General features: G+C 35.5%; 5 protein-coding genes and 1 pseudogene. 4 read left to right on the top strand and 2 right to left on the bottom strand.

Annotated features, from left to right (window positions below; genetic code table 11):
- Positions 1-599: 599 nt before the first annotated feature.
- Both LEP1GSC049_RS211590 and LEP1GSC049_RS211585 read left to right on the top strand, forming a co-directional pair.
- On the top strand, positions 600-4,097 hold the full coding sequence (locus tag LEP1GSC049_RS211590; protein ID WP_004755902.1) for a PAS domain-containing protein: 3,498 nt from the start codon (positions 600-602) through the stop codon (positions 4,095-4,097).
- Entirely contained in the window at positions 4,094-4,501 is a 408-nt protein-coding gene (locus tag LEP1GSC049_RS211585; RefSeq protein ID WP_004755732.1) for a response regulator, read from the top strand. Before LEP1GSC049_RS211590 ends, LEP1GSC049_RS211585 begins: the two co-directional genes overlap by 4 nt.
- A gap of 14 nt (positions 4,502-4,515) precedes the next feature.
- Here the strand turns inward: LEP1GSC049_RS211585 and LEP1GSC049_RS2000000226710 are convergent.
- Positions 4,516-4,742, bottom strand: a pseudogene (locus LEP1GSC049_RS2000000226710) (hypothetical protein).
- Here LEP1GSC049_RS2000000226710 and LEP1GSC049_RS211580 point away from each other — a divergent pair.
- Positions 4,731-5,753, top strand: coding sequence for an MBL fold metallo-hydrolase (locus LEP1GSC049_RS211580; protein ID WP_004756996.1), 1,023 nt, complete (start codon positions 4,731-4,733; stop codon positions 5,751-5,753). The pseudogene LEP1GSC049_RS2000000226710 and the gene LEP1GSC049_RS211580 overlap by 12 nt on opposite strands.
- A gap of 377 nt (positions 5,754-6,130) precedes the next feature.
- Positions 6,131-6,328, top strand: a complete 198-nt coding sequence (locus LEP1GSC049_RS2000000229150; protein WP_004755711.1) for a hypothetical protein — start codon at positions 6,131-6,133, stop codon at positions 6,326-6,328.
- Between the two features lie 241 nt (positions 6,329-6,569).
- Here the strand turns inward: LEP1GSC049_RS2000000229150 and LEP1GSC049_RS211570 are convergent, their stop codons facing one another.
- Positions 6,570-8,021, bottom strand: coding sequence for a pectin acetylesterase-family hydrolase (locus tag LEP1GSC049_RS211570; protein ID WP_004755719.1), 1,452 nt, complete (start codon positions 8,019-8,021; stop codon positions 6,570-6,572).
- Between the last annotated feature and the right edge of the window lie 1,949 nt (positions 8,022-9,970).

A 9,970-nucleotide genomic window follows, 5' to 3' on the forward strand; every position in this document is an offset into this window, starting at 1 on the left:
ACTAAGATCGAAGATTTCTTTTTTGATGATAAATTGAATTATCTGAAAGAACTTACACAGAATGAATTTATGAAAAATTTACAATAGTAGGAGAATGGTAAAAGTGTACAATACGCTTCTTAAGCCCGTTTCAAAACTTAAGATGTGGGAACTCACACAAAAAAGCCAACGATTTCAAGTTAGATATAATTTTTTGAGAATTTTTGTGTCTTTGTAAAATCGCCCATTCATTTTTATACTACGGTTTTGAAAGTTTATCTGTAAAAGAATATAATTTTTGTCTTATTTTCGGTAATAACGATATTCTAAAACTTTTACGATTCTGTAAATTTCTCGTCTACATGAAGGAAAGGACCATTTAAAAATAAATTTTAAATATATAGAAGGACGTTAATTTAGGTTCAAAAGATCATCTTCAAAAGCCAAGAAACTCTCAAGGTTGGATCGAGAATTTTAATTATACCTTACAAAATCCGAATTCTGTTTGTAATTTGATTTACAACTTTCGAAATCATCTTTTAAGATTTTTTTTCCGGTTTTCTTCTCATGGCTTATTGTAACTTTCTTTGTAATTATGATTTTGTCTAGGCGGGATAGGGATGCACGTCATCATTCAGCAGCTTGAATCCATTTTTGAATCGATTCCGCTTCCAGTGCTCGAAATTTGGGGGCTTCTGGGATGGATCGTAGGGTTCTTTTTTATGATCTCTGCATTTACCGGTTTTCGTCTGAAAATTTCGAACGGTATCGGTTTTAAAAGAGAAATACAATTTTGGGACACTCAGGCTCTTTTGAGTATTCCATTTACTTTCGTATTCATTTTTATAACGGGTTATTTAGGATCTTTTGTAGTTTTAGTTCCCGGCGCTCAGACATTCGAATCTCTCAAAGATCTTTCCGTTTTCCTTTGTATTCTTTTATTCGGTTATCCCGCACTGATTGCGGTTCCGTTTGCATACGCCCTTTCCGATTTGATTGAAGGTGTACCTCCCGATTTTTTACTCGATTGGTTCGTGGGTTATTTGATCAATCCTTCTTGTTTTTGGATTGCATATAGACTGATCGGTAAAGACCCAAATTTTACAAAGGCCAAAGTTTGGCTTAAATATTTACTTTTTGTAATCATATTTATGATGATAGAACCCCAATTTTGGGGTTATCTTTGTTCTAAACAATTTTCACCTTCAATTTCTTATAGAAATATCACTCCCGCTTTATTTTTTACTACTTCGATCACTTGGGTGATTGCTCCGTTTGCAATGTTAGCGGCGCTTCCGCTTGCTAGGAAATACGGAATGTTTTGGGCTGAAATTCCGGGACACGTTCGTGAATCCTATTTTGATCTTAAAAAATTTCAATGGGAAAAAAAGAATAATAACCAAAGTCAAAGTTCGATTCAGGGATTACCCATTCGAATGTTTTTGGTGGCTCCGTTTATACTTCTTGTTTTAGTGATGGTAGGAGCGACCGCGTATTTAAATTTAAAAAGTTCTGAAATTGCGGCCGATAAACTCGCCGGAAGATTACACCAGGAAATATCAGAAAACATAAATCTTCGTTTGGATCAATATCTCGAAAAAACACAAAAGGAAAACGAAATCGTACGTATGAACGGAATTCGTTCTCTTCTTAAATCTACAAACGTTGCCGCACACGGACGCGCGATCATAGTCGATCGTAAGGGAAACGTGATCGGTTCTTCTAAAGAGGAGAAAAAAAACGATTTGAACGAAGATCCTGTGATTAAAAACGCAATTCTAACTCTTCAAAGTAAATTAGGAAATTTGAATTTACTACACGAGCCGACGCAGTTCCGTTTCGACGTAGTCACCGCAAAACCTTTGTCTCTGGAAACCTGGCTGACTCAGGCGACTCCGTATCAAGACAATAGCGGAAATACAAATTGGATATTGATCACTTCGATCCCGTCCGCATATTATTTGGAAGGTGTTAAAATAGGAAGTAGTCAGTCTGCAAAAGTTTTTGCGGTTGCCTTGGCTTCTTCTCTTTTGATCGCCGCATTACTTGCCGGAATTGTTACGGCTCCTATCCGTAGGATTTCGAACGCGAGTATTGAGATGGCAAAGGGAGATTTTGATCAAAGGGTGCCTCCGAGTAAATTGGAAGAATTAGGATCTCTTTCTATTACTTTCAACCACATGGCGGAACAACTTCAAGAATCCTTTCAAAGAACCAAAGCCAGCAAGGAACAATTTAGGGATCTTGTGGATACTACTCCGGGAATCGTCTGGGAAATGGACACGTCCACGTTTAAATTTACATTCGTAAGTCAACAGGTAGTGGATATGCTCGGTTATTCGGTAGAAGAATGGAACGAGCCAGGGTTCTGGGCGGGACATCTACATCCCGAAGATAAAATTTGGGCGGTGGATTTCCGAATTAACCGTACTAAAAAAATGGAAGCCTACGACTGCGAATATCGGTTTATGAAAAAAGACGGAAGTGTTATGTGGCTTCGGGATATAGTTAAGGTAATCGTAAACGATAATAAGTCAAAATGGTTGCGTGGCGTGATGGTGGACATTACGGAACGAAAACAAATCGAAGAAAAACTTTTAGAAAGAAATAGGTTTATAGAATCGATTTTAGATATTACTCCTGATATATTATATATTTATGATATTGAAGAAAAAAGATATGTCTATATCAACGACGGAATCGAAATCGTTTTGGGATATTCCGTGGTAGAAATTAAAAGTATGGGAGAACGGATGATTTCCAATCTGATGCATCCTGACGATTTTCAGAGATACGACGCCGAAATATTTCCCCAGTATAAAAAGGCGAACGATAAGGATATTATAGAAAACTCATATAGAATGAAACACCACGACGGCGGAAAGTGGAGATGGCTCATTTCCAGAGAAAGGGTTTATAAGAGAAATTTAAGTGGAGAACCCAAACAAATTTTCGGAATCATCTACGATATAACTAAAAGTAAGGAAGCAGAAGAGACGATTCTGGATTTAAACGCAAATCTGGAAAGGAAAATCGATCTCAGAACCGAGGAACTACGCAAATCAAATTCCGATTTGAGAGACGCAGTAAACAATCTCGAAAAGATCATGAAAGAGTTGCGGGGGGCACAGGATCAACTTCTTCTTTCCGAAAAATTGGCTGCACTTGGTCAACTTGCGGCGGGAATGACGCACGAATTGAATACTCCTTTGGGAGCGATCGCTTCTTCCAATCGAGCGGTTTTAGAAATTCTTCAAAGAGAGTTAAAAGGGCTTCCGGATCTTCTTTCTAGTTTTAACGAAAAAGAATCCGAAAATTTTAATATTCTTTTAGAAGAAAGTTTAAAAGACGCGTTTGAATCCGAAATTATTCCGGATAGAAGTCTGAAAAAAGATCTGCTTCAAATGTTTAAGAATGCAGGAATGGACGACTACGGAGACGTTACAAATATGGTTTTGGACATAGGAGTATATCGACTTGGTGAAAGGCTCGTGGATCTTTTAGGACCGGAAACAAGAATGAGTCTTTTGAATACAGTAGGTTCGCTTTCTACGATTGTTCGATTGAACAAGGTAATTTCGATTGCAAGTGGAAAGGCTTCTCACGTTGTAGAGGCTTTGAAAAATTATTTGAATCCTGGCGGAAGTGATCAAGACGAGGATGTAGTCCCTGTAGATATTCGATCCGAGATAGACACCATTCTCACTTTGTATCATACTAAAATTAAGTACGGAGTCGAAATCGTTAAAGATTATAAAACGAATGGACTTTGTTTAGGGAATGGGAATAAGTTAAATCAAGTTTGGATCAATCTTTTAAATAATGGTTTGCAATCCATGGATTATCAAGGGAAGATTGAAATTGGTCTGGAAGAAAAAAATTCCTGGATCATTACTTCCTTTACCGATTCTGGAGCCGGGATTCCGGATTCCGTGAAAGATAAAATTTTTGAACCTTTTTTCACTACAAAAAAGCAGGGAGAAGGAATCGGTTTGGGATTAGATATTTGTAAGAAGATCATAGAAAAGATGGGTGGTAAGATAGAATTTGAGAGTGTCCCCGGTAGAACAAAGTTCAGCGTGTGGTTGAAATCTGCAAATACGGAGAATATCTTTTGAAAGATACAGTGAAAAACAATGCGATCCTTTGTGTAGACGACGAACCTATCATCTTGATCGCGTTAAAGCAAGAATTAAAGAAACAATTCGGAAATGAGTTTCAATATGAAACCGCAATCAATGCAAACGAAGCCTTGGAAGTTGTGGATGAGTTGGCCCAAAACGGAATCAACGTGATTTTGATTTTGTCTGATTGGCGTATGCCCGGCATCAAAGGAGACGAATTTTTAATTCATATTCATCAAAAATATCCTGAGATTCGTTCTATATTGATTACGGGTCACGTAGACGATGCCGCGGTAGAAAGAGTAAAAAAGGAGGCAGGTACTTACGCAGTTTTACCGAAACCCTGGGATCCAAAACAACTTGCGGATGCGGTAAAAATTTGTTGCGATCAGATTTAGAGCGAGTCGAAACCTTAAAAAATAAGACTACAACTTAGAAATAGATTTTTATGATTGATCTGAAGAAATTGATAGAGATGAAACAAATTAAAATACTCGTTTATATGTTTTATTATTTTTCTTATCCCACCCAAAGCGGAAACCAGAATATTTAAAATTTCAATTGCAGGCTTCTTACGGTCTCGGGACTTTGTATGAAAAAAGAGACCTCTTTTTTAGGGAAGGTTGAATGAAAGTTCATCGATACGATTCTGTTCCGGAAGTAAAGAATATAGGAGACGGAATCTTTAAAACTGAAATTCCCCAACCTTTTTATGCTCCCAACAATATCTATATTCTTCCGGATGGAGAACCTACCATCATCGATTCGGGTTATATAGAGAACCTAGGACTTTTACAAAGGGCTTTAAAAAAAATAGGGCTTTCTTTGAGTAAAATCAAACATATCATTTATACTCATAATCATTTAGATCATATGAGTGCTGCTTTGACTTTACGTTATTATACGGATGCAAAGTTGTATGCGATGGCCGGGATGTCTTCCGAGATCGGAAATTACGTGGAGTTTGTTCAGGTCTTTCAAAGAGCGATGAGAAGGCTCGTATATAAGGGACATCATGATAATACTACGAGGCTCACCGAACTCAAAAGGGTGGACACGGGTATATTCGAATTTCATGATGCGTTGGACAACTCCGAAAGAGTGGATCCGTATTTGAATTTTGATGTTGAACTCGTAGAGGGTGATGTGATTCAGGCAGGAGGAAGAGAAATCGGAATCTTATATACTCCCGGTCATAATCGTTGGCATTTAACTCCCTATATTTTAGGGGAGAAAATTTATTTTACCGGAGATTTAGTACTTCAGAATATCTCTTCCATCTACGCGGAGATAGACGGAAATTTATACGACTATCATAGATCTTTAGATCGTCTTTCTAAATTACCGATTCGAAGACTTCTGCCCGCACATGGATCGGAGCCGGATGATCCTCAGAGAGCGATTAAACTATTATCTAAAACCTTAAACTTATTGGAAAGAGGAGTGGTTCGTAGATTAAAAGAGAATGATCAAGATCTTTCTACATTGGTTTTGGAAGCAATGGGGGAGAAGGTAGCGAATAGCAGTTATTATAATACGGCTCTTGCAATTTTACATTCTTTGATTCGAAAGTTAATCGATCAGGGCCAAGTCCAAATTTTAGAGGTGGATCCACCTTATGAAAAATACAGATGGATTGGCGATGAATAAAGTGTATGCTGTTTTGATAGATTTGAATATTCTATTGATTGAATGATATAGCAGATCATGTATTTAATGTTAGTTGTTGTGTTTGAAAATTTCTGTTTTTACTGCTTGGACGATATGAGTTTTTTTAAAAGTTAAAATATGGATTTTACACAAAAAACCAACAATTTCAAGTTAGATATAATTTGTGGGAACTATTGCGCTTTATTCGGAATTTATAAAGTATTATGTCTATACCGTTCGAGATTTTGAGACAAATCTAACGTGAGTTTGGTGTAAGGAATCTATGGTTCAATTATAAAAACGTTTGATCCTAATTTTTAAAGACTAAAAACAGTAGAATTTTCGCATTTCAAAGTTTCACCGTAAAATATAGATTTGTGGTAGTTCCCACATTTAAAGAATCGATCTGTAAAGTTCGGATTTTAACTTTTTTAGAATTACGGATTCCTTATATAAAACTCACTTTTTTTAAGATTTTCGATTGGGATTTTTTTGATTTGAGAAGGTTTGTGTCTACTGATCCCTATCAAATTGAGAATCTAGATTTTTATCAACAAAGTTGTCGTTTTAGGTAAGTTCGATAGAATCCAATGCGAAAGCGATTAAAACTAAAGCAAAACGCTCTTTATGAATCGTGTTCTAAATTGAAATGTAATACAAAAAATTATATTAGAGTTGTTGAAAGTAGCGATTAGCAAAGTTTTTTCACTCAATCGTTTTATGAAATAAAAACGGATAGAGAATTCATTTTTCAACAACTCTATTATAAAAAATTAAAATTTAGTTTATACAGGTTTTCTAATATTTTAATTCATTCTAAAGTCCCACAATGGGTCTACAGGTAGTCGCCAGATCCGTATTATTTGCATAAGATTGATCCGAAGTAGCTGCATTCAAAGTAAGATTGATTTTACTTTTTGTAAAATTAGAGTTGGCACAGTTGCCTCCGTTGTTTGTACACTTCGCATTTCCAGGTTTTGCACCTGTGGAAAGAGTCGTAAGCCAAGTGACGAAGTTGGTTCCTCCCGAATCCACTTTATACATATCTTCTGATGTAGTAATCGTGTGTACGTCGCCCGGAGCGATGTAATACGAATAATTTGTAGTTCCAGCCGAAATCCCATTCATGGAAGTAACTGCTTGTTGTGTCCAGCCGCAGCTGGATCCATCCGTGGATGCGGTAGTTCCGTCTGGAACGGAACTACCGTCGCTGTCTCCAAATAAAGAGGAGTAGGTTTTAGAGGAATCATAAGGATCTGTCGTTTTTTCATCCGAATAAGTCGGAGCCGAGTTGATGATATTCATCACTTTGTAAAAAAATCTTTGGTTTCCGTCAAAAGTAGCAGTGTATTGACCCGTTTTATCTCCCGATCCATTGTAGTGTGTAGATACCTTCGTAAAAAAATCTTGAATAGAAGGGTTTCCTACAGTGAGATAGTTAGCCGCAATTCCAGCTATCCAAGTAGGCAAATTTGAATCGGCTCCCCACTGGGTACTTAGATTGGAAAAAAAACCGTTAGGAACAATCCCGTTAGACGCATCAATGAGCATATTCATTTTTGCGGATGAATTTAGTCCTGAAATAGTTTCACGTACAATAGGGTAATTGAGTAGAGTTCCATAACCTCCTGCGCTTTGTCCGGTCACGAATACATTCTGAACTTGAGGATACTCTGTCTGAATATACTTTAATACAGAAAGCACATTATCATAACCTTTATGTTTTACCACTACCGATGATCCCGTAGTTGGATCGATATAAGTCATATCTTTGGAGCCGAAGTGTAGATCACCAGTGCAATAGGGAATAAAAACTACATCATAATCTTTGAATGGATTGGAGCCGTTATTTGTATTCATTACACCTTGAAAGACGAATTTTACGAACAAATCCGGAGTCTTTTCGAGCTGATTAAAATAAGTAGTCGTATTATTTCCAAAACAGTTATACCCACTCCAACAAGCTCCTCCTCCCATAAAATTGATGAGCAGTTTGTCATTGGATGTTTTTACTTTTTTCCTATAGAATGAAAACGTTTTATTTTCGGTAGAACCGGAGCAAGAAGGGTTATAGGCTCTATTTGAATAATTGGCTCCGGAAATGGTAATGGTTCCAGGAGAAGGAGTAATCTTTTCGTAAGGATTGTATAAAAGATCGGCTAAGACTAATGCTAAGAGAGTTTTGTCTTGATCATCATCGTCTTTTTTACAATTTATAAAGGTAAGAAATAGACAAATCGTTGTTATATATAGAATCCATCGTTTCATTTTTTTAAGCTCCTTTTCCTCTTTCCAATTTTTGATTCTTCAATCATAGAACTCTTAGGTAAGAAAGTCAATCGATACCGGAAAAAATTGGACTCGGTTTTAAAACGTTCTTGGAACTTTAGAGTTTTTATAAAACAAACAATGAAGTTTAGGTTTTGAGCCATAAAAACATTAAGATGAATTTTTCTATAGATTCAAAAATTTTAAAAAGGTTATCTCTATAAAATCCTAGAAAAATGTGACTGTAAATTTTAAACTAAATCTCTTCAAATTTATAATTTCTTACACAAAACTTAGAACGTGCGGCTTGTAATAAAATTCGAAAGTAAATTTGTCCATTCTAAAAATGTAACTGAACTCATTGTAAAGCACTTCTATAAAACTGAATCGTAAAGATTGAATACGTGTTACTGTTACGTGGTCTACACTTCGTTTTTTTGCCTCGGGTTCATTGATGATAATGTATTCGTATCAATTATATTCAGTGAATATCTACTATAAAGCGGTTGATCGAACGTGAAAACTTTTACGGTCTTAAACCTATCGAAAACGAGAGTAAAAGTTATAAACTATAAATGGATATAAGTTGTAAAAACTAGAATTTAATTCTGTTCCTCTCGTTACTCAGACGTATAAAAACAGTACTAAAAATTAACGGTCAATTTTACAAAGATGTGAAAGCCTAGAAAATTAGAATTGTTGAAAAGTGAATTCTCATCTGTTTCCGTTGCATTACTCATAACTAAATAATAAAATACTTAATATTTTACATGGAATCAGCGTTTTGTGATAGAATTAACGGTACTCAATTTTATATAGATCAGTAAAATGGACAATTGAAGCAGTTTTGTTAAACTCTATTATAGAATTTTTCAACAGATCTATTTCATCTAACTTAGAGCGATTGGGTTTTTGAAGAAAATTTTAATATTCTAAGTTTTTAAATAAGTTCAGTATAGAATTATTCAGATAGTAAATCAGTTGAAGGTTTTATAGGATCAATTATCAATCAAAAAAGATAGAAACAATAGAAATAGAATAGATGCAAAAAAAATAATATTTTTGTTACGTTTTAGAAAAAACAGTACAAATTTTAAAATGTAAAAATCATAATGTAACATGAGTTTGACGTAAAAAAAACAGGGCGAAGAGCCCGGTCAAGTTATTGTGAAATTTTAGAATCAGATTCAATTTTTAGAAAATACCAATAACTTGATCCTAAAACGCTTTCGTAAAAAGCGTTTTACTGAGTTTCCAACGGGATTCATAGAGAGCGTTGTGCTTTAGTTCATTCATCGATCCCTTTCTCAAGAAGGCACTGCTTAAGTTCAATATTGGATTGTTTGAGTCAGTTAGGCCGAGCTCACGTAATGTAAGATTGAAAGTCGCATAAATATTCAAAAAGTTGAATTCGCTTGGATAGGTTCTTGACTGTATAAAAGGGAGAGATTTTTCCAAAAAAAACTTTAAAAAATGTGGGGAAATCTAAAGCAATTTTTAGGAAATATTTTAAAAAAATCTCAGCTTTTGACTCTAATTCGAAAATAATTTTTACAATAATTGCTTGCCCGGGCGCCTGAATTCTATAAATTGGTTTTTGCGATGTTTTGTCCGTTCGGGCAAAAATTTTAGCAAATAACTGAAGCAAAGTTAAAAAAGCGAATGATTTTCATTCTACTTTTTGGTTTGTTTTCGGGAAGACTTAAGTTCATTTACAACATATATACTGCGATAGAGAGGTTCTTAAGAGTAGAGGTGCTCTTAAGAACACAAGAAATGTAAAGATTAGCAAAGACAATTTTGATTGAGTAGATGTTGCGCACTGTAACGAGATTCGCGCGATATCAAATCTCGAACGAGATCGGTAATTCAAAAAATTTTTACAGCTACACATCATTCTACAGGTTAAACAAATGCTTCTTCTCTTAGGAGGAGATAGCCCTTGGATG

Origin of the sequence: Leptospira kirschneri serovar Cynopteri str. 3522 CT, from assembly GCF_000243695.2 — a bacterium.
Lineage (GTDB): Bacteria > Spirochaetota > Leptospiria > Leptospirales > Leptospiraceae > Leptospira > Leptospira kirschneri.